The organism is Agromyces seonyuensis (assembly GCF_009789225.1).
In the GTDB taxonomy this organism is placed as follows: Bacteria; Actinomycetota; Actinomycetes; order Actinomycetales; family Microbacteriaceae; genus Agromyces; species Agromyces seonyuensis.
Genome location: NZ_WSTA01000043.1, coordinates 13,014 through 32,038, shown reverse-complemented (window position 1 = coordinate 32,038; position 19,025 = coordinate 13,014). Strand labels below are relative to the sequence as shown.

General features: G+C 73.1%; 12 protein-coding genes. 6 read left to right on the top strand and 6 right to left on the bottom strand.

Translation table 11 applies throughout. The features are described 5' to 3' along the window. From cofC to GB864_RS10510, 3 genes are all read right to left on the bottom strand, one after another. Positions 1 to 527: 2-phospho-L-lactate guanylyltransferase (gene cofC, locus GB864_RS10520; RefSeq protein ID WP_160424798.1), on the bottom strand; the 527-nt coding region annotated here is incomplete at its 3' end. A 17-nt stretch (positions 528 to 544) separates the two neighbouring features. Further along, on the bottom strand, positions 545 to 1,336 hold the full coding sequence (gene cofE / locus GB864_RS10515) for a coenzyme F420-0:L-glutamate ligase (protein ID WP_160424796.1): 792 nt from the start codon (positions 1,334 to 1,336) through the stop codon (positions 545 to 547). Positions 1,337 to 1,383: 47 nt separating this feature from the next. Continuing rightward, entirely contained in the window at positions 1,384 to 2,379 is a 996-nt protein-coding gene (locus GB864_RS10510) for a TIGR03557 family F420-dependent LLM class oxidoreductase (protein WP_160424794.1), read from the bottom strand. A gap of 86 nt (positions 2,380 to 2,465) precedes the next feature. Here GB864_RS10510 and GB864_RS10505 point away from each other — a divergent pair, with 86 nt between their 5' ends. The 3 genes from GB864_RS10505 (at position 2,466) to GB864_RS10495 (ending at position 4,777) form a co-directional block, all read left to right on the top strand. Further along, a complete protein-coding gene (locus GB864_RS10505; RefSeq protein ID WP_160424792.1) occupies positions 2,466 to 2,963 on the top strand; it encodes a DUF6264 family protein in 498 nt (165 codons plus the stop codon). Between the two features lie 25 nt (positions 2,964 to 2,988). Then, positions 2,989 to 3,825, top strand: a complete 837-nt coding sequence (locus GB864_RS10500) for an exodeoxyribonuclease III (RefSeq protein ID WP_160424790.1) — start codon at positions 2,989 to 2,991, stop codon at positions 3,823 to 3,825. A gap of 76 nt (positions 3,826 to 3,901) precedes the next feature. Next, complete coding sequence (locus tag GB864_RS10495; RefSeq protein WP_160424788.1) at positions 3,902 to 4,777, top strand: alpha/beta fold hydrolase; 876 nt, start codon at positions 3,902 to 3,904, stop codon at positions 4,775 to 4,777. Here GB864_RS10495 and GB864_RS10490 read toward each other — a convergent pair. After that, complete coding sequence (locus GB864_RS10490; protein ID WP_160424787.1) at positions 4,764 to 5,600, bottom strand: SDR family NAD(P)-dependent oxidoreductase; 837 nt, start codon at positions 5,598 to 5,600, stop codon at positions 4,764 to 4,766. The two genes, GB864_RS10495 and GB864_RS10490, sit on opposite strands and share 14 nt — an antisense overlap. 138 nt (positions 5,601 to 5,738) lie before the next feature. On the opposite strand from GB864_RS10490, the gene GB864_RS10485 reads away from it, so the two are divergent. From GB864_RS10485 to GB864_RS10475, 3 genes are all read left to right on the top strand, one after another. After that, entirely contained in the window at positions 5,739 to 7,919 is a 2,181-nt protein-coding gene (locus tag GB864_RS10485) for an APC family permease (RefSeq protein WP_419672786.1), read from the top strand. Positions 7,920 to 8,034: 115 nt separating this feature from the next. Continuing rightward, positions 8,035 to 8,508 carry an acyl-CoA thioesterase gene (locus GB864_RS10480; RefSeq protein ID WP_160424786.1) on the top strand — a complete coding sequence of 158 codons (474 nt, stop codon included), beginning with the start codon at positions 8,035 to 8,037 and terminating at the stop codon, positions 8,506 to 8,508. A 109-nt stretch (positions 8,509 to 8,617) separates the two neighbouring features. Continuing rightward, positions 8,618 to 9,502 (top strand): ATP-binding cassette domain-containing protein, encoded by an 885-nt coding sequence (locus tag GB864_RS10475; protein ID WP_160424784.1) that lies wholly within the window; start codon positions 8,618 to 8,620, stop codon positions 9,500 to 9,502. Positions 9,503 to 9,564: 62 nt separating this feature from the next. On the opposite strand, the gene GB864_RS10470 is transcribed toward GB864_RS10475, so the two are convergent. Next, positions 9,565 to 10,971 (bottom strand): hypothetical protein, encoded by a 1,407-nt coding sequence (locus GB864_RS10470; protein ID WP_160424782.1) that lies wholly within the window; start codon positions 10,969 to 10,971, stop codon positions 9,565 to 9,567. Continuing rightward, on the bottom strand, positions 10,968 to 19,013 hold the full coding sequence (locus GB864_RS10465) for a pectinesterase family protein (protein WP_160424780.1): 8,046 nt from the start codon (positions 19,011 to 19,013) through the stop codon (positions 10,968 to 10,970). Before GB864_RS10465 ends, GB864_RS10470 begins: the two co-directional genes overlap by 4 nt. Positions 19,014 to 19,025: the final 12 nt, after the last annotated feature.

The following is a 19,025-nucleotide window of genomic DNA, read 5'->3' as shown; positions in this document are numbered from 1 at the left end:
AGGGTGGGCCACACGCCGTCGAGCGGGACGTGCCCGGACGCGGCGTGCGCGGCCGCCGACCGGCCGCCGAATGCGGGCTCGAACGGCACGCCGGGCCGGGCGGTCGCAAGGGCGGTGCCCGTGCCGTCGGCGTCGGCGACGAGGGCCCGGGAGTGCACCGACGCGGCGCGCAGTGCCGCCGCCAACTCGGCGACGGCGAGCGCGGGGTGATCGCCGAGGAGCACGGCACGGCCGAGTCGGGGATGCTGCGTGCGCGCCGCGTCGAGCCCGCGTGCGATCGCGGCGTTCAGACCGTGCGCCCCGCCCTCGGCGACGAGGACGACCCGCGGGTCGGCGAGTTCTCGCACGAGGTCTGCGGCCTCGGGGGCGTCGGAGACGATGAGCACTTCCCGCACGGAGGGCACCGCGACGGCCGCCGAGACGGTGTCGGCGAGGAACGCCAGGGCGAGCCGCCCGCGGGTCTCCTCGTCGAGCGTCGCGCCGAGCCGGGTCTTCGCGCCGAGCCGCCCCTTGGCCGGGACGACCACGACCCATTCGAGGGCGGTCAGGACTGCGGCTCCTCGCGCTGGCCCTCGTCGAATCCGGCGCGGTACCCCTCGTCGTACGCGTCGTCGGCGCCCAAGCGGAACAGGTCGTCCTCGGCCGGCCGCACGATCGTCGCGGCGCCGGGCAGGTCGAGGTCGCCGACGAGGTGCCCGAGACCGCGGACGAGCGCCACGGGGATCCCGCTCGTCTTGCCCTTGACGAGCTCCGCGGCTGCCGTCAGCTCGTCGGCGAGGCAGGGCTTGGTGACGGCGAGCTCGCGCCCCGAGGCATCCGTGCGCCCGGCGAAGTCGTCGAAGACCTGCACGCCCGCGGCGCCGATCGCGATGTCGGTCTGCCCCTGCCGCCAGGCGCGGCCGAGCGTGTCGGAGAGCAGCACGCCGACGCGCGCGCCCGTGAGCTCGCGCAGCCCGGCGGCGAGGCCGCGCGCCGAGGCATCCGGATCGAGCGGCAGCAGCAGCACCGTGCCGGGCGCGGTGTTCGAGGCGTCGACGCCGGCGGCCGCGCCGATGATCCCGAGCCGGTTCTCGACGATGCGGGTCACCGCGCCGCTCGGGTTGAGCTTCGTCGCGACGACGCGCACCGTCTCGTCGGTGATCGCCTGCTCGCGGTCGTCGGCCTGCACGATGCGCCCCTCGGCCTTGGAGACGACTTTGGAGGTCACCACCAGGATGTCGCCGTCGACGAGCGGTGCCGATTCGCCGGCCGCGACGGCGTCGGCGATGAGCGCCGCGAGGTCGGCGCCGGGCTCGATCTCGGGCAGTCCGGGGATGCCTTCGACGGAGAATCGCATGCGGTGCTCGCTTTCCGGAACCGGCTCGTCGGTTCGCATTGGGACGCTCAGGAGTGCAGTTTCGGCAGCACGTCGCGGCCGAACACCTCGAGCCACTCGCGCTGGTTGCGGCCCGCGTTGTGCAGGTAGATGCGCTCGAAGCCGAGGTCGATGAACGATTGGATGCGCGCGCGGTGCGCGTCGGGGTCGGCGGAGACCAGCATCCGCCCCTCGAAGTCCTCGACGCGGACGTGCCGCGCGATGGCCTCGAACTCGTACGGGGAGCGCAGCTCCGACTTCGGGAAGCGCATGCCCTCGGTCGGCCACTCGCGGAGCGCGTTCGCCTCCGCCTCCTCCTGCGTGGCAGCCCAGGACAGGTGGAGCTGCAGCACGCGCGTGAGGCTCGACGGGTCGCGACCGGCCTCGCGGGCGCCGTCGGCGAAGCGGGCGAGGAGGCCCGCGACCTTCTCGACCGGGGCGCCGACCGTGATGAGCCCGTCGACGGTGCGGCCGGCTCGACGCGCCGTCACGGGCCCCGACGCCGCGACGAAGATCTCGGGGGCGACGGCGGGCATCGTCCACAGCCGCGTCGACTCGAGGGTGAAGTGCGTGCCCCGATGGCGGACGTCGCGCCCGGCGAGGCCGGAGGCGAAGAGCTTCTTGATGACGTCGACCGCCTCGAACATGCGGTCGATGCGCTCAGGCGCCTCGGGCCAGTACGGGGCGACGACGTGCTCGTTGAGGGCCTCGCCCGAGCCGATGCCGAGCCAGTGCCGCCCCGGGTACATCGCGCTGAGCGTCGCCGAGGCCTGGGCGACCATCGCCGGATGCCACCGGAACGTCGGCGCGGTCACGCCCGGCCCGACGTCGCCGGAGGTGCGCTCGGCGATCGCGGTGAGCACGTTCCAGACGAACGAGGCCTGGCCCTGGTGGGGCGTCCACGGCTGGAAGTGGTCGGCGGCCATGACGCCGGAGAACCCGTTCCGCTCCGCCTCCACGGCGAGCGCGACCGCCTCCATCGGGGCGAACTGCTCGAGCGCCGCCGCGTAGCCGATCTGCACCATCCCTCCATCTTGCCGCGCGGCGCCGGTGCGCGGCGCATCGGTCCGCACGCCGCCCGGGCGCGGCGCGACGGCGCTAGCGTGGCGTCATGAGCCAGGATGCTTCGCCGCCCCCAGCGGGCGGCTCGCCCGAGCCGTCGGGCGGTCCCGACCCGAAGCAGGCCGCGCCCGAGTCCGCGATCGTCGACGGCCCGGAGGCGCTCGACGCGTTCGCGGAGCTCGAGGCCCAGTCCGAGACGCCCGTGGCCGCCTCGGAGCGGGCGCCGCTCGTCCTCTGGGATCTCATCGTCACGATCGTCCTCATCGCGCTCATGCTGGTCGGGGCCGCGGCGGCGACGGTCGCCTCCCTCGGTCTCGTCGTCCTCGGATCGTGCACCGAGGCGGCGGCCTGCAACACGACGCTCCAAGGCCTCGGCTTCCTCGTCGCACTGGTGCTGCCGGGGCTCGTCGGCCTCGTCTTCGCCGGGTGGGCCGTCGTGCGTCTGTGGCGGCGGCGGCTCGCCTACTGGGTGCCGATCGTCGGCCTGGTCGCGGTCTTCGTCCCCCTCGCCCTCGGCGCCTGGATCGTGACCCTCGGCTCCTCCTGAGGGACGCCGCGAATAAGCTTGCGGGATGCGCATCGCCACCTGGAACGTCAACTCGATCCGCACCCGCGTCGGCCGTACCGTCGACTGGATGGTGCGCGAGGACGTCGACGTGCTCGCGATGCAGGAGATCAAGTGCAAGCCCGAGCAGTTCCCGACGGAGCTGTTCGAGGAGGCCGGCTACGAGCTGGCCATCCACGGCCTCAATCAGTGGAACGGCGTCGCGTTCGCGAGCCGCCTGCCGATGCACGACGTGGCCCATGCGTTCCCCGGCATGCCCGGCTTCCTGAAGGGCGCCGAAGGACCCGACCAGCCCCAGGAGGCGCGCGCCCTCGGCGTCACGGTCGACGGCGTGCGGCTGTGGTCGCTCTACGTGCCGAACGGGCGCGCGCTCGGCGACCCGCACATGGTCTACAAGCTCGACTGGTACGACAAGCTCACCGAGTACGTCCGCACCGAGACGCACGAGCGGCCGGAGGTCCCGCTCGCGCTCATGGGCGATTTCAACGTCGCCCCGACCGACGCCGACAACGGCGACCCGTCGGTCGTCGTGGGCACGTCCACGCACGTCTCACCGGAGGAGCGGGCGGCATTCGCGACCCTGCTCGACGCCGGTCTCGCCGACACCGTGCGCCCGCTCGTGCCGACCGGCTACACGTACTGGGACTACAAGCAGCTGCGCTTCCCGCGCAACGAGGGCCTCCGCATCGACTTCATCCTCGGCTCGGCCCCGTTCGCCGAGGCCGTGACCGAGGCGAGCATCCACCGCGACGAGCGCAAGGGCGACGCCCCGAGCGACCACGTGCCGGTGCTCGTGCAGGTCGACCTCGGCGAGGCCGACGACGACCTGCCGATGTTCCTCTGACCCGATCGCACGGCTTCCCGGCGAACGGCGGGGAGATTCCGAGCCCGCGCGGGGTCGACGGCGATAGCCTCGGGGGATGCCGCATCTGAGCCTGCCGGGCGCGTCCCTCTACTGGGAGTCGGACGGTTCCGCGTCGGCGCCCGCCCTGCTCGCGATCCCCGGCGGCATGGGGTCGCTGCGCATGTGGGACCGGCTCGTCGCCGCACGCGCGAGCGTCGACCACGTCGTGCGCTTCGATCCGCGCGGGTTCGGCGCGACGATCGCCGAGCGCACGCCCTACGCCAACCACGAGGATGCGATCGCGCTGCTCGACCACCTCGGCATCGCCGCCGCGACGATCGTCGGCACGGGTCGCGGCGCGACGATCGCGCTCGACGTGGCGCTCGCCGCCCCCGACCGGGTCGTCGGCGTCGTCATGGTCTGCGGCGGACCCTCCGGTCATCCGAGCGTCGATCTCGGCGCCCGAGAGGAGCGCCTGCTCGCGCAGTTCGACGCGCTCCACGAGACGGATGCCGGCGTCGACGACCCCGAGGACCGCACCGGCCCCGAGGGGGCGACGCCGCCGCGCGACATCCAGGCGCTCGTCGAGCAGGAGCTCGCGATCTGGGCCGCCGGACCCGGGCGCGCGCTGCGCGACCTCGATCCCGCGTTCCTGTCCCTCGCACGGCGGCTCGACCGCAACGGCCGCCGCCGCGACGACCGGCTGCCGCGCCCGACGCCCCTGCAGCCGCCAGCAGTCGACCGGCTCGCCGAGGTCGAGGTCCCCGTACTCGTGATGGCGGGCGCGCACGACCTCTCGCCGGCGATCGCGCACTTCCACACCCTCGTCGAGGGGCTGCCGAACGCGACGGGGTTCCGATTCGACGACTCCGCGCACCTGCCGGTGCTCGAGCGCCCCGAGGAGTTCGAGCGGGTGCTCGACACCTGGCTCGGCGAGGTCAGCGACCGGTGAAGGCCTGCATCGAGCGGTAGACGCCGAACCCGTCGCCGATGAGGCGGTCGAACACCCGGGTCGGCAGCAGCGCCCGCAGGATGCGCGAGGCGCGCACGCTGCCGGGCAGTTCGACGAGCGGCTCGCCCCCGAGCATCGCGTGCCACACGCGGTCGACGACGGGCTCCGGGGCCAGGACGGGCGCGAGCAGCGGACCGCGCGCGCCGGCGAACATGCCCGTCGAGATGTAGGACGCGGTCACCGTCGTGACCTTCACGTTGGTGTGGTCGGCCTGCTCGAGCTCGAGCCGCAACGAATCGCTCCAGCCGATGACGGCGGCCTTCGAGGCGGCGTAGACCGCCATGCGCGGGTTGCCGAGGGTGCCGGCGGCGGAGGCGATGTTGACGATGCGCGCCGGGCGGTAGGCCCGCTCGATCATGCCGGGCAGGAACTCGCGCGCGATGTACATCGGGGCGAGCGCGTTGACGAGCATGGTCGTGCGGGTGTCGTCGCCGTTGTCGGTCTCCCAGAAGTAGCCGTTGCCCCGCACGATGCCCGCGTTGTTGATGAGGATGTCGGGCGAGCCGACCTCCCGGCGTACGCGCTGGGCCGTCTTCGCGATGGCGCCGAGCTCGCCGACGTCGACCGTGTACGGGTGGACGGCGGTGCCCTCGGCCGCGACCGATCGCAGCTCGTCGGCGGTGCGGGAGAGGCCGAGCGCGTCGCGGTCCCAGAGCACGACGGCCGCGGCGCGCTCGGCGACGGCGCGTTCGGCGTAGCGGCGGCCCATGCCGGCGGCCGCTCCCGTGATGAGCACGATCGAACCTCGGACGCTGCGGGACATGGGATCCATCATCCCGTACGCTGCGACACCCAGGCCGCCGCGCCCGGCTTTCGCTGAGACATCCTCGTGATCTGGTGTTTTTCCGCCGGTCAGCGGGCCGATTTGGAAACCGGCTCAGCAGGTGTAGGTTTGTCCGCCGTGACGAATCAGGACGGGGAAGTCCCCGCCGAACTCAAGTCGCCGAAGCACTGGATCATCGGCGACCCGCTCCCCACAGAAAAACTCGAGGGCCAACTGCTCTCGAAGCGCCTCGCGCTGCCCATCTTCGCGAGCGACCCGCTGTCCTCCGTGGCCTACGCGCCGCAGGAACTGCTCATGATCCTGCTGGTCGGCGGACTCGCGTTCCTCAGCTTCGCGCCGTGGGTCGCCCTCGCGGTCGTGATCCTGCTCGTCACCGTCGTCGCGAGCTACCGTCAGCTCATCCGCGCCTATCCCTCCGGCGGCGGCGACTACGAAGTCGCCCATCGGAACCTCGGCGAGAAGGCCGGCCTCGTCGTCGCCTCGGCCCTGCTCGTCGACTACGTCATGACGGTCGTCGTGTCGGTCGCCTCGGGCGTCGACAACATCATCTCCGCGTTCCCCGGCCTCGCCCCGTTCCGCGTCGAGCTCGCCGTCGTCTTCGTCATCATCCTCGCCGCGATCAACCTGCGCGGCGTCAGCGAGTCGTCGAAGGCGTTCGCCATCCCGACGTACCTGTTCATCGGCTCGGTCGCGATCATGATCGTCACCGGCCTCGTGCGCACGATCTTCGGCGACGCCCCAGTCGCCGAGTCCGCCCAGTACGCCGTGCACGCCGAGAGCGTCGGACAGGCCGCCATGGTGCTGCTCCTGCTGCGCAGTTTCGCCTCGGGCTGTTCGGCCCTCACCGGCGTCGAGGCGATCTCGAACGGCGTGCCCGCGTTCAAGCGGCCCAAGGTGCGCAACGCGCAGCGCACGCTCGTCGTCATGGGGGCCACGGCCATCGTGCTCTTCGCGGGCCTCACGACGCTCGCGCTCGTCTCGGGCGTGCACTACGCCGAGAACCCCTGCGACCTCATCGGCTGGACCGAGTGCGCCACCTCGCCGCAGCCCTCGCTCATGGCGCAGGTCGCCGCGGCCACGTTCGGGGACGGCAGCATCGCGTTCTACGTCATCCAGGCGGCGACGGCACTCGTCCTGCTGCTCGCGGCGAACACCGCCTTCAACGGCTTCCCGCTGCTCGGCTCCGTGCTCGCGCGCGACAGCTACGCGCCCAAGTCGCTCTCGACGCGCGGCGACCGCCTCATCTACTCCAACGGCGTCATCATCCTGGGGCTCGCGGCGATCGTCATCCTGGTCGTCTTCCAGGCGAACCTGACGGTGCTCATCCAGCTCTACATCATCGGCGTGTTCGTCTCGTTCACGCTCGGGCAGACGGGCATGGTGCGGCACTGGCTGCGCGAACTGCGGGGCCTCCGGGCGAAGGATGCCCGCGCCGCCAAATCCTCCGGGAAGAGCGGTCACCGCTCCGCCGCCGAGCAGCACCGTCGCGCCGCCGAGGCCGCGGCGGCCCGCAGCAAGTCCGCCGACGACGCGAAGCCGCTGACGCACTCCGCGATGGTCCGTGCGCTCGTCATCAACGCGATCGGCGCGGGCATGACCGCGATCGTGCTCATCGTCGTCACGATCACGAAGTTCACCCACGGCGCGTGGATCGTCTTCCTGCTCATGCCGATCCTCTTCCTGCTCATGCTCGGCGTGAACCGGTACTACCGCGACGTCGAGCAGGAGATCGAGCCCGATCCGACGACGGTCTTCGGCTCGTCCGGCGACCACGCCGTCGTGCTCGTCGGCCGCATGCAGAAGCCGGTGCTCAAGGCCCTCGACTACGCGATCGCCGCCCGGCACGAGTCGATCGAGGCGATCCACGTCTCCCTCGACGAGGAGGCGACGAAACAACTCCAGAAGGACTGGATCAAGCAGAACATCCACGTCAAGCTGCGGATCCTCTCCTCCCCCTACCGCGACCTCAGCCACCCCCTCATCCAGTACCTGAAGGAACGGCGCCAGGACCACGGCTCCGAGGTCATCACGGTCTACATGCCGCAGTACATCGTCGGCCACTGGTGGGAGGCCGTCCTCCACAACCACAAGTCGCGGCGCATGCGCCAGAAGCTCCTGCTCGTGCACGGCGTCACGGTCGCGCTCGTTCCCTGGCTGCTCGACTCCTCCGACCTGCTCTACGGGCGCCGCTCGCGGCCGCTGCCCGGCCAGGACCGCCGCGGCGAGGCCGTGCGCCAGGTCGCCCGCAAGCCCGGCGGCGTCGAGATCAAAGACGGGCGGGCCCACCCCAAGGGCTGAGGCGGCGCTCCAGTCGGGTCGCGTTCCCGGACGGGCGCGTTCCCGGACGGGCGCGTTCCCGGACGGGCCGACGGAACCCGGGGCACGGCGCCGAGCGCGGCCGTAGCCTGGCGCGATGAACGCTCGCAACGACGAGGAGTGGCACTGGTCCGAGGACGGTGTCAACTTCCACACCCGCAAGTGGGTGCGGCCGGAGGACCTCAACGCCAACGGCACGCTGTTCGGCGGCAGCCTGCTGCGCTGGATCGATGAGGAGGCCGCGATCTACGCGATCCTCCAGCTCGGCAACTCGCGCGTCGTCACGAAGCTCATCTCCGAGATCGAGTTCAAGGCCTCCGCACTGCAGGGCGACCTCATCGAGATGGGCCTGACGGCCACGAAGTTCGGTCGCACGTCGCTCACCATGCGCGCCGTCGTGCGCAACATGATCACGCGGCAGCGCATCCTCACGATCGACCGGATCGTCTTCGTGAGCCTCGACGAGCAGGGCAAGCCGAAGCCCCACGGCTTCAGCGACATCACGTACGACCGCGACCGGATGCCGCACGAGCATCCTGCGACGGGTTCGATCGCGCTCCCGGGCAACTGAGGCGCGGCGCGCGCCGTCACGGGTGTTGCGGAGGGTTACGGCCCCGTTCGCGGGCGCTCGCCGCCGTGGGTAACGTCATCCCATCCCCTCAGCCCCCGGGAGGTCCGCCGTGTCCACCGCCCTCGATCGATCCGCCGCGACGGCGGGCGTCGCCGGAGCCGCCGTGCCCGTGACGTTCGACGGCGTCGGTCGGGCCTTCCCGCAGGCGGGCGGCGTCCGCCCCGTGCTGCGCAACGTCTCCCTCGAGGTCGCGGCGGGCGAGATCCTCGCGATCGTCGGCGCCTCGGGCTGCGGCAAGTCTACGCTGCTGCGCATCGCCGGCGGCCTCGACCTCGGCACGAGCGGCCGCACCCTCATCGACGGCACCCCCGTCGCCGAGTTCGACCGCCGCACCGCCGTCGGCTTCCAGGAGCCGCGGCTGCTGCCCTGGCGATCCGTCGCCGCGAACGTCGCCCTCGGCCTGCCGCGCGGCACGCCGAAGGCCGCGGGCCGAGAGCGCGTCGCCCGGCTGCTCGAGCTCGTCGGCCTCTCCGACGCCGCCGAGCGCCGTCCCCGCGAGATCTCCGGCGGCATGGCGCAGCGCGCCTCGCTCGCCCGCGCCCTCGCCCGGCGTCCCGGCGTGCTGCTGCTCGACGAGCCCTTCGGCGCGCTCGACGCGCTCACCCGGCTGAAGATGCAGGACCTCCTGCTCGACGTGCACGAGGCCGCCCCGACCACCGTGCTGCTCGTCACGCACGACGTCGACGAGGCGCTCCAGCTGGCCGACCGCGTCATCCTGCTCGGCAAGGAGGCCGACGACGACGAGCTCGGCCCGGCCCCCGAGGGCGCGACGATCATCGAGACGCTCACGGTGCCCGGCACGCGGCCCCGCGACCGCGGTTCGGCCGAGCTCGCCGAGCTCCGCGGCCGGCTGCTCGCCGGTCTCGGCATCGACCGCCACGGCAGCGCACGCGGCATCGCGTCGACGACGACGATCCCGCACTTCCCCTACTGAGCGGGACGACGCCGGGCGGAGCGCCGCAGCGCCCCGCCCGCCGGTCGGATCGTCTCCGGCCGCTACTCGGCCGTCCGGCCGCGCCGGTGACGCACCGCGAACCACACCGCGAGCGCGGCGAGGGCGGCCGCGAGGATGCCGCCGAGCCAGAGCCACAGGGACGCACCGGCATCCGCGGCGCCGAGCGCCGCACCGGCGTCGCCGCCGACCGTGCCCGTCGCGCTCGAGGCGCCGTCGTCGCCGGGGCCCTCACCGGACTCGTCGTCGGAGCCGGCCACGGCGGCCTGGGCGAGGTCCGTGCCGTTCACGCCCTGCACCGCGGCGGCGAAGACGATGCGCGGGCCGGAGGAGGCCGCAGAGCCGCTCGCCGCGGAACCCGCGGCAGTGCCGTCGGCCGCAGAGCCGCCGGTCGACCCCGAGCCGCCGGAGCCGGACGAGGAGCCGGCGCCCGTGCCGGAGCCCGACGGGGTCGACCCGGTGCCGTCGCCGCCGGCGCTCGACGCGCAGGTGGGCGTGGTCGCGGCGGCGCGTGCGGCGATGGCGGCGTCGTCGTCGGTCACCACGAGGGTGTACTCGGTGTCGTCGGCGAGGCCCGTGAGCCGGAGCTCCCCGCTGCCGTCGGCGCCCGCGATCGCCGCGGTCGCGCCGCCGGGGGTGAGCTCGGCCGTGTAGGAGCGGCCCGGCACGAGGTCGGCGAGGGTCGCCGTCGCGCTCGCGGCGCCGCCCGTGCAGGACGTGGTCAGCGAGGTCAGGTCGATCGCCTGCGCGCACGCGGGGATCGTCACGGAGGTCGAGCCCGAGAGCACGTCGTTCGACTGGTCGGTCACCCGGATGCCGTACGTCTCGCCCGCGGACAGACCGCTGAAGGTCTTGTTCACGACCGGCGAGGTGCGGAACTGGAAGTGGTCGACGACCTCGCCCGAGGCGTCGGTCACCTCGACGAGATAGGTGACGCTCGGGCGGAGCCGGCTGATCTCGAGGCCGAGCTTCTGCGAGTCGACGCGCTTGGCGGCGTCGCACGACGAGGCTGACGCCAGCACCTGCACCGCGTCGCACGGGGTCGTCGGGCCGGAGAACAGGGCGTCGCCGCCCGTGCCGGCACGGAACTCGCGGCCCGCGCTGCCGTCGGCGAACGAGTTCACGCGCACCGTGTAGTCGTGGGCGACGTCGGGCTCGAAGGCGTAGGTGCGGGTGAAGCTCGTGCCGATGGTGCGCCAGCCGTCGGCGTCGCCGTCGGTCTGGGTCTCGCCGTCGACGACGATCGACACCTCGCCGCCGGCCGCGAAGGTGCGCAGCTTCACGACGAGCGAGGCGCAGCTCGCCGTGACCTCGGCGGTGCCGGAGTCCGCCGCCTGGGCGGCGACGGGCGCCGCGACGAGTGCGGCGGTCGCCACGACCGCGGCGGCGGCGATCGCGGCGACGCGGACGGCCGCGCGACGGAGGAACGGGGTGCGGGCGGTGCGGTTCATCGGGCGGGGTTCCATCCATCGGTGCCGGCGAGGTACTTCTCGACGGTGAAGTCGGCGGCGGTCGTGTCGGTCAGCTGCGGGCGGTTCGCGCCGAGGCCGGCACCGGGGCCGGTGTTGCCGAACTCGAAGAACCGGCCGAGCGTCCACGGCGTGGCGGCGTTCCAGTCCTTCCACGGCTGGGTCGCGTTGATCGCGGCGGGCAGCTCGGTGCCGCGCACGACGACCTGCGGGCTGACGCCGGTCGTCTCGGGGTACGGGCGGCCGAGGTAGACCGAGCCGGCCGCCGCGGAGGCGTCCGCCGTGATGACGCTGTCGTTGACGAGGAAGCCGAAGGCGGAGCCGGGCATGATCGACGACTCCAGGATCGACGGGCCGCCGCGCAGCACGTGGATGCGCGAGTCGTCGATGACGGTGACCGCGCGGCCGACGACGAGGTCGCTGCCGCCCTCGAGGTACGAGTCGTGCACGTAGATGCGCGAGTACGTCGACGTGTTCGCGGTGCTCACCGTGAAGGCCTTCTGGTCGCCGAGGATCCGCACGTGCTCGAACACCTGCCGGTCGCCGTTCTTGACGGCGACCGCGGTCGCAGCGCCGCCGGCCGTCGCGGGCACGGACTGCACGGTCACGTCCTCGATGCGCCAGTCGGCGCCGGCGATCGTGAGCGTCGGTCCGGCGCCGGGCGCCGTCAGCACGACGTCCGCGGGGTCGCCGGTCGCGCCGGTGATCCGCTGGCCGTTCGTGTGCGACGAGGTGCCCGTGTAGGTGCCCGGCATGACGAGGATGCTCCGGCCCGCGGCACCGAAGGCCGCCTGCAGCGTCGTGACGTCGCCCGTGCCGTCGGCCGCGACGACGACGTCGACCGCGATCGGGATGACGGTGACCGGCGTCGCGGGGCTCGACGGATTGCCCGCGGCGTCGACGGCCACGACCGTGTACGTCGCGGCGACGTCGACGGGCGCCGTCGTGTCGGTGAACGAGGTCGTGCCGGCCGGCACCGTGCCGAGCGTCGCGCCGCCGCGGCGCACCGCGTACTGGGCGACGTCGACGTCGGGCGAGCCGGTCCACCGGACGGTGACGCTGCCCTTGCCGAGCACGGTCGAGAGCGCGGTCGGGGCGGACGGCGGGGTGCCGTCGCCGTCGACCGGGGTGCCGGTGACGGGCGCCGACGGGGCCGACTCGAGGCCCGACGCGTCGATCGCGACGACCGAGTAGGCGTAACCGGTGCCGTTGACGAGGCCCGCGTCGCCGAACGTGCGCGTCGCGGCGTCGGTCGTGCCGATGCGCTCGCCGTCTCGGAGCACGGCGTAGCCGACGACATCCGGCTCGGCATTGGCCGCCCACGACACGGTCACCCGAGTGAAGGCGCCGGCGGCGCTCACGCCCGTCGGGGCGGCCGGGGCGAGCCCGTCGTCGGGCACGCCCGTGACGATCACGGCCTGGCCGAGGTTGCCCGCGCCGTCGACGGGGACGATCGCCCACGTGTAGGTCGACGCGTTGGCGAGGCCGGCATCCGTGAAGGCCGGCTCGGTCACGGTCGCGACGAGCGTCGAGGCGGCCGTGTTCGCGGTGGTGCCGGTGACGCGGTGCACGCGGTACCCGGCCACGTCGGCGGAGGCCGAGGCGTTCCAGGTCAGCGCCGCACCGCGGTCGAGCGGCGCTGCGACGAGCCCGGTCACCGCGGCCGGGGCCTCGATGTCGGCGGGCGTCGCCGGGTCCGCGATCGACGGGTACCAGGTCGCGGCGCCGAGCCACGCGGCGGCGGTCGCGTCGAGCGAGTCGATCGCCGAGAGCTGCGGCCGGGTCGGGCCCGTGCCGGCGCCCGCGCCGGTGTTGCCGTACTCGGCCAGGCGGCCGAGCGTCCACGGCTCCTGCGCCGGGCCGGTGCCCCACGGCTGCGCCGTCTTGACGCCCGCGCCGAGCTCGGTGCCGCGCACGACCGCCTGTCCGACGGACTTCGGCGTGATCGTGTCGGCCCACGCGCGGTAGGGGCGGCCGAGCTGCACGTTCGCCCCGGCGCCCGTGTCGATCGTGGAGTCGATGAGCAGGAAGCCGCGCTGGTTCTCGGCGGTCGACGGCGTCAGCACGGTGCCGTTGGTGCGCGGTCGGATGACGCTGTCGTGCACGACGAGCGTCGCGCGGCCGAGGAAGACGTCGTTGCCGCCGATGATCGTCGAGCCGGTGATGAGCTGGCGGGCCGCGGTGAGGTTCGACGTCGTGTCGGCGAAGACCGTGCGGTTGGCGGTGCTCGAGATCACCGCATCCTGCACGAGCGTCTTGTCCGCGGTCATCGAGAGCGCCGGGGCGGTGCCCGATGCCGAGGCGTTCTCGACCGTCAGGCCGCGGACCGTGACGCCCGCCGCGGTGATCGAGAGCGTCGCCGTCGTCGTCGCATTGGTGAGCACGACCGCCGACGGGTCGCCCGTGCCGACGATCGTCACGGCCTTCGACACGACGGTCGTGCCGGCGTACGTGCCCGGCTCGACCTGGATGACCCAGCCCGTCGAGGCCGCCGTGATCGCGGCCGCGAGGGACGTGTAATCGCCGCTGCCGTCGGCGGCGACCGTCGCGTCGACGCGGAGCGTCGGCGTGGCGCTCACCGAGGAGCTGATCGCCGAGGCGCGGCCCGCGCGGTCGACGGCCTGCACGGCGTACGCGTAGGCGTTGCCGTCGATGACGGTCTCGTCGGCGAAGCGCGCGGCCTCCGTCGTCGTCAGCAGCGCACCGTCGCGGTAGACGCGGTAGCCGACGACGTCGGACTCGGTCGCGCCGTCCCAGGCGAGGGAGACCTTGCCGCTCGCCGCCGAGGCCGTCAGGCCCGACGGGGTGCGCGGCGCGGTGGCATCCGCGGGCAGGAACGGCGCCCAGCCGTCGGAACCGGCCAGCCACGCCTGCGGCGTCGCCGACTCGGTCTGCTCGGCGGTCAACTGCGGGCGGTCCGCCGAGGCGGCGACGCCGGCACCGGTGTTGCGGTACTCCGCGAAGCGGCCGTCGGTCCACACGAGCGGCGACATGTCGATCCACGGGTGGGCGGTGACGAACCCGGCGCCGATCGCCGAGTCGCGGATGACGACCTGGCCGCGCGAGTCGTCGTTGCCGCCGTCGCTCCAGCCGCGCCACGGGCGGCCGAGGGCGAAGCCGTCGCCGTCGCTCGTGAAGCGGCTGTCGACGACGAGGTAGCCCTTCGCCTTGCTCGCGGTCGACGGGGCGAAGACCGCGCCGCCGTTGCGCTCCAGCGCGTGGAACGAGACCCGCTCGAAGACCGCGTTGGCACGGCCGAAGACGAAGTCGACGTCGCCCTCGATGAAGCTGTCGACGTAGTACTGGCGCGGGTAGCCCGAACCGTCGGCCGAGATGTTGCCGCTCGCGTCGGCGTTCAGGGTGTCCTGGTGGCCGAGGAGGCGCACGTTCGAGAACACCTGGCGGTCGCCGAGCGCGCGCAGCGCGACGGCCTGCGTGTTCGTGATCGTCGGGTTCGCGGCACGGTCGAAGGTGTTCGCGATGGTGAGATCGCGCACCTGCACGCCGCCGCCGCTGAACGTCGCGGTGGCGCTGCCGCCGGTGCCGCACGTCGCGGTCGTCGTGACGAACGGGCAGGTCGCGGCCGAGGCCGCCGTGCCGTTCGCGTTGTCGAACGTGATGACGACGTCGCGCGGGTCGCCGGTCGCGCCGACGAGCCAGACGTAGGGCTTGGCCGAGTTGACGACCTCGCGGTACGTGCCGGGCTCGACCACGACGACCTTCGGTGCGGATGCCGTGCCCGCCTGGATCGCGGCGAGCGCCGCCTGCACCGTGGTGAAGTCGCCCGTACCGTCCGCGGCGACCGTGAGGTCGGCCACGAGCGGGGGCACGGCGGTCGTGGCGCCGACCGCGTCGGACGCGGCCGAGGCGTTGCCGGCGAGGTCGAGGGCGACGACGCGGTAGTAGCGCGTGAGACCGTTCGACTCGAACTCCTCGAGGAAGTCGGAGGAGGCGACCTCGGCGACGAGCGAGGCGTCGTCGGCGACGAAGTCGGCCGTGTCGCCCGCGTAGACCCGGTAGCCCACGACGTCGACCTCGGCGCCGTCGGCCCAGTCGAGGCCGATGCGGCGGTCGCCGCCGGTCGCGGTGAGGCCGGCCACGGCGGCGGGTGCCGCGTCGGTCGCGCGCTCGGACACCGGGTTCCAGCCGTCCGCGCCGGCGAGGTAGGCCTCGGCCGTGTAGCCGGCCGCAGCCTCGTCGGTGAGCTGGGCGCGGGTCGCGGACTCGGGCGCGGCGCCCGGGCCGGCGTTGCGGTACTCCGCGAAGCGCGCGCTCTGCCACGTCGTGTTGACGCCCGAGTTGACCATGTCGACCCACGCGGTCTGCGAGACGACCGGGCCGAGCCAGGTGTCGCGCACGACGACCTGGGCGATCGCGTCGACGTCGCGCACCGACGTGCCGTCGGGCTGGGAGATGCCGGGCTGCCACGGGCGGCCGAGGTTCTGGCTGCCGTCGGGGGCGTCGCCGATGATGCGCGAGCCCGTGATGAGGAAGCCGAACGGGTTCGCGACGTTGGTGCTCGCAGCCGTCACGGCGCCGTTCGGGTTCGTACCGTGGTCGACGATGTGCAGCGTCGAGGCATCCATGACGACGGTCGCGCGGCCGAAGACGAAGTCGACGTCGCCCTCGATGAAGCTGTCGTGCACGTAGACGCGCGCCGCGACCGTGCGGCCGGCGGAGTTCGCGTAGAACGTGTCCTGGTTGCCGATGAGGCGCACGCCCTCGAGCCGGAGCCGGTCGCCCGTGGTGCGGAGCGCGACGGCCTGGCCGTTCGAGTAGGTGCCCTCGACGTACGCGTTCTCGACCGTGAGGCCCTCGAGCGTCACGTCGTTGGCCGTGATGACCATCGAGGCGCTGCCCGAGGTGCCGTAGGTCTGCGCGACGCCGTCGACGACCTCGCCGGTCGGCGTGCCCGACGCGCGGTCGCCCGTGATGACGACGGCCGAGGCGTCGGAGCCCGCGCCGCGGATGATCGTGTTCGGCTTCGTCACGGTGACGTATTCGCCCGCGTAGCGGCCGGGGACGAGCTCGATGACGGTCGGGTCGACGCTCGTGCCGGCGGGCACGGCGGCGAGGGCCGCGGCGAGCGTCGGGAAGGTCGTCGCCGACGGGGCTGCGGCCGGGTCGACGATGAAGTCGGCGGCGTGCTCGGCGACGGCCACCGTCACGGCGAGTTCGCCGCTCGGGGCCGACTCGAGGCCGGAGCGCGTCGCAGCCGTCACGAGGTAGCGGTAGGCGCCGCCCGTGGCGACGGTCGAGTCCGCGTACTCCGCGGCATCCGTCGACGCGATCTTCGCGAAAGCGCCGTCGCCGTCGGCGCGGTAGACGTTCCAGCCGACCACGGCGGCCGACTCGTCGTCGGCCCAGGCGAGGTTCACGAGGCGCGTGTCGGTCGCGGCGACGAGGCCGGTCGGGGTCGCCGGGGCGACGTCGGCGGCGGCGACCACGGGGTTCCAGCCGTCGGAGCCGGCGAGCTGCACGGCGGGCGTGAGCTTCGCGGCCTCCTTCTCGGCGAGCTGCGGGCGCAGTTCGTTCACGGCGGCGCCGGGGCCGACGTTGCCGTACTCGAAGAAGCGGCCCGTGGTCCATGGGAAGAGCACGGATTCGCCGGCGGAGTTGCGGCTGCTCATCTCGTCCCACGGCGCGGCCGTGTCGATGGCCGACGGGAGCCACGTGTGCATGACGACGACGGAGCCCTGGGCGTCGGGGTCGGCCGACGGGTGCCACGGGCGGCCGAGGTTGACGGTGCCGTCCGCCGCGTCGCTGACGATCTTGGAGTCCCAGATGAGGAACCCGTACTTGCTGCCCTCGTCGCTCGAGGCGGCGGTGACGTAGCCGTTGTTGGCCTTGGAGCGGTCGAGCGCGCGGAACGTCACGCGGTCGAACACGGCGTTCGCGGCGCCGAAGACGAAGTCGACGTCGCCCTCGATGTAGCTGTCGACGTAGTACTGGCGCACGCGCGCGGTCGGGCGCGGGGTGTCGGCGAGCAGGGTGTCCTGGTTGCCGATCAGGCGGATCGTGTCGCCGACGAAGCGGTCGCCCTCGACGCGGAGCGCGACGGCCTGCTGGCTCTCGATCTCGGGGTGCGCGGCCTCGTCGAACGTGTTGGCGACCGTGAGGTTGCGCAGCGTCACGTCGTTCGCGGTGTCGTCGATGCGCACGACGGCACTGCCGGCGGTGCCGAGCGTCTCGCCGGGCTCGGCGGGGTCGGGCGACCCAGAGGCCTGCGCGGAGGCGATGACCGTGTCGGCGGGGCTCGCGCCGGTGCCGTGCACGGTGACGTAGCCGGAGCGGATGCGGACGACCTCGTCGTACGTGCCCGGGTCGACGTCGATGCGGTAGCGGCGCAGGTTGTTGCGCGGGATCTCGGCGAGGGCCGCCCCGATGGTCTGGAACTGCTTGTCAGCGCCGACCGTCAGCACGGTCTCCTCGTAGACGATCGGGATGGGCGTCGTGAGCGAGGTGCCCGAGACGGTCGAGGAGTACGACGAGACGTTGCCGACCGCGTCGACGGCGACGACGCGGTAGTAGGACACGACGCCCTTCGGCGCGCTGGTGTCGCGGTACGCGGGCGTCGCCGGACCGGTGCCGAGCACGATGTTGTCGAGCAGCGCCCACGCGTTCGTCGAACCGGTCGAACGGTAGACGGTGTAGCCGGCGAGGTCGAGGTCGGCGGGGGCCTTCCAGGCGAGGGCGAGGCCGGCGATCGGGTCCTGCGTCACCTTGAGCGACGACGGAGTCGCGGGCTTGACGTTCGGGTGGTTCGCCGTGACGGCGACGTACCCCTCGGAGACGTTGCCGCTGGCATCCACCGCTTCGATGCGGAAGTAGCCGACGGTGCCCTCGATGACGGTCGGGTCGGTGAAGGAGGTGAGGGGGTAGGGCGCCTCGGCGGTGCCGAGGTAGGGGAAGTAGCCGCCGCGCTCCTTGTCGCGCTTCAGCACGAGGTACCCGGCGAGATCCTTCTCGGTGTTCGCGGCCCACGAGACGCCAATGCCGCCGGCGACGATGACGGTCGCCTTCGGGCTGCGCGGGTTCGCGGGCGGGGTGGTGTCGCCGGGCACCTCGATGGAGGCGGTCACGGCGGTCGAGGCGCCGACCGCGTTGACCGCGACGAGCGAGTAGTAGGCGGTCGCGCGGGCCGGGGCGGCGCCGTCGGTGTACGACGTGCCGGTCAGGCCGGATGCGACCGTGGTGAAGGGTCCCTCGGGCGACGTCGCGCGGGAGAGCGTGTAGGAGGTCGCGCCCGTCGCCGCGCCCCACGAGAGGACGGGGACGTTCGAGGAGAGCTTCGCGGCGAAGCCGGTCGGGGCGCCCGGGGCCTGGGCGGGCGGCAGCGTGCCGGTGCGCGTCGCGTTGGCGGAGGCGTAGCCCGACAGGTTGCCCGTGAGATCGCGCGCGGTGACGCGGTAGTAGGACTTCACGCCGACCGGCGCGGTCGTGTCGGTGTACGCCGAGTTCACCGAGAGCGAGGAGACGACGGTCCAGGGGCCGCTCGAGGAGGTGCCGCGGCTCACCGTGTAGCCCGCGAGGTCGAGCTCCGAGTTGTCCTTCCAGTCCAGCGCGATGCCCGCCGTGCCTGCGGTCGCCTTGAGGGAGGACGGGGTCGAGGGCTTGGCCGCGTCGGTCGCCGTGATCGACTTCGTGCTCGAGAGGCCCGACGCGTTGCCGGACGTGTCGACGCTCGCCACGGCGTACCAGTACTTCGTGCCCGCCACCGCGCCCGCGTCGGTGATCTTCAGCGCCGTCGTCGTGGTGACGAGCGTGCTGTTCGACGTCGTCATCGACGAGGAGGTCGAGCGGTAGACCCGGTACTCGGCGAGATCGCTCGCGGAGACCTTGCCCCACGAGAGCACGGTGCCGAGGCCGCCGTAGAAGGCGGCCGTGAGGCTGCTCGGCTTGCTCGGCGCGGTGGTGTCCGCGGCGTACGCCGGAGCGGTCGCCGTCACCCCCAGGCCGAGGGCGAGCGCGAAGACGGTCGCGGCGACGAGCGCGCGCGAACGACGGAGAAGGGATGCAGGCACGGGCACCTCTGA

Excerpts from the sequence above, each read along its gene's own strand:
- cofE (WP_160424796.1), bottom strand. The coding sequence starts at position 1,336 with ATGCGATTCTCCGTCGAAGGCATCCCCGGACTGCCCGAGATCGAGCCC.
- GB864_RS10490 (WP_160424787.1), bottom strand. The coding sequence starts at position 5,600 with ATGTCCCGCAGCGTCCGAGGTTCGATCGTGCTCATCACGGGAGCGGCC.
- GB864_RS10470 (WP_160424782.1), bottom strand. The coding sequence starts at position 10,971 with ATGAACCGCACCGCCCGCACCCCGTTCCTCCGTCGCGCGGCCGTCCGC.
- GB864_RS10500 (WP_160424790.1), top strand. The coding sequence starts at position 2,989 with ATGCGCATCGCCACCTGGAACGTCAACTCGATCCGCACCCGCGTCGGC.
- GB864_RS10505 (WP_160424792.1), top strand. The coding sequence starts at position 2,466 with ATGAGCCAGGATGCTTCGCCGCCCCCAGCGGGCGGCTCGCCCGAGCCG.
- GB864_RS10480 (WP_160424786.1), top strand. The coding sequence starts at position 8,035 with ATGAACGCTCGCAACGACGAGGAGTGGCACTGGTCCGAGGACGGTGTC.
- GB864_RS10495 (WP_160424788.1), top strand. The coding sequence starts at position 3,902 with ATGCCGCATCTGAGCCTGCCGGGCGCGTCCCTCTACTGGGAGTCGGAC.
- GB864_RS10510 (WP_160424794.1), bottom strand. The coding sequence starts at position 2,379 with ATGGTGCAGATCGGCTACGCGGCGGCGCTCGAGCAGTTCGCCCCGATG.